Origin of the sequence: Xanthocytophaga flava, assembly GCF_030068545.1 — a bacterium.
Classification (GTDB): Bacteria; Bacteroidota; Bacteroidia; order Cytophagales; family 172606-1; genus Xanthocytophaga; species Xanthocytophaga flava.
Genome location: NZ_JASJOR010000092.1, coordinates 1 through 859 on the forward strand (window position 1 = coordinate 1; position 859 = coordinate 859).

Annotated in this window: 2 tRNA genes and 2 rRNA genes; all 4 read right to left on the reverse strand. The window is 44.7% G+C overall.

From position 1 onward, the window contains the following. Positions 1–116: ribosomal RNA gene (locus QNI15_RS38880) — 23S ribosomal RNA — on the reverse strand; the annotation flags it as partial. A gap of 262 nt (positions 117–378) precedes the next feature. Further along, positions 379–452: transfer RNA gene (locus QNI15_RS38885), tRNA-Ala, on the reverse strand. A gap of 74 nt (positions 453–526) precedes the next feature. Then, positions 527–600: transfer RNA gene (locus QNI15_RS38890), tRNA-Ile, on the reverse strand. A gap of 196 nt (positions 601–796) precedes the next feature. Further along, a 16S ribosomal RNA gene (locus tag QNI15_RS38895) occupies positions 797–859 on the reverse strand; the annotation flags it as partial.

Genomic DNA, 859 nt, shown 5'->3' on the forward strand with positions numbered 1-859 from the left:
CGGACATCTGCGGATCACAGCTTCTGTGCAACTCCCCGCAGCTTTTCGCAGCTTAGCACGTCCTTCCTCGCCGCCAAGAGCCAAGGCATCCTCCATGCGCCCTTTGTAACTTCCGTAAAATACTCTTCTATTCTTTGATATCACTACCAAAGCTAGATTATACTCAGCCTTATCTCTAATTACTTAGAAACAAGCGCTCGTTACTCAGTTTCTCTTTTTTTCCATCTGTCAAAGAACTTCTGTCATTTATAAACTTACGTTTGCACGTATATTTACTAAACAACATGGTGGTTTTTACAACCTGAGGACTTTCACCTACCAAACAAACGTTTTTGTTTAGGCTTTTCTTAAAGTATTTACTCTCTCCTGTTAAAATAGTGGAGGTGAACGGAGTCGAACCGATGACCCCCTGCTTGCAAAGCAGGTGCTCTAGCCAGCTGAGCTACACCCCCATGATATGGTACTGTCAGGTAATTCGCTGCTAGAATCTAGCCAGAATCATCTTTCAGCAGTGTGGTTGATAGTGTGGGCCTGCGTGGACTCGAACCACGGACCTCTACATTATCAGTGTAGCGCTCTAACCACCTGAGCTACAAGCCCATTTACTGGTCCGTTACTGTATTTTCTACCCTTTACAGGGAGTGTATTTTTTGGGTGAGAAGCAAAAGATAGGAGCGTGAGCTGATCGCATGGTTGTACATAGATCAGCTCTGAGTAGTTATCTGGTTTATCTGTGAAAGAGAAGTACTCAACTAAGAGTGTGTAATCTAAGATTACCTTCCTACAATCACTCCAGAAAGGAGGTGTTCCAGCCACACCTTCCGGTACGGCTACCTTGTTACGACTTAGCCCCAGTCAC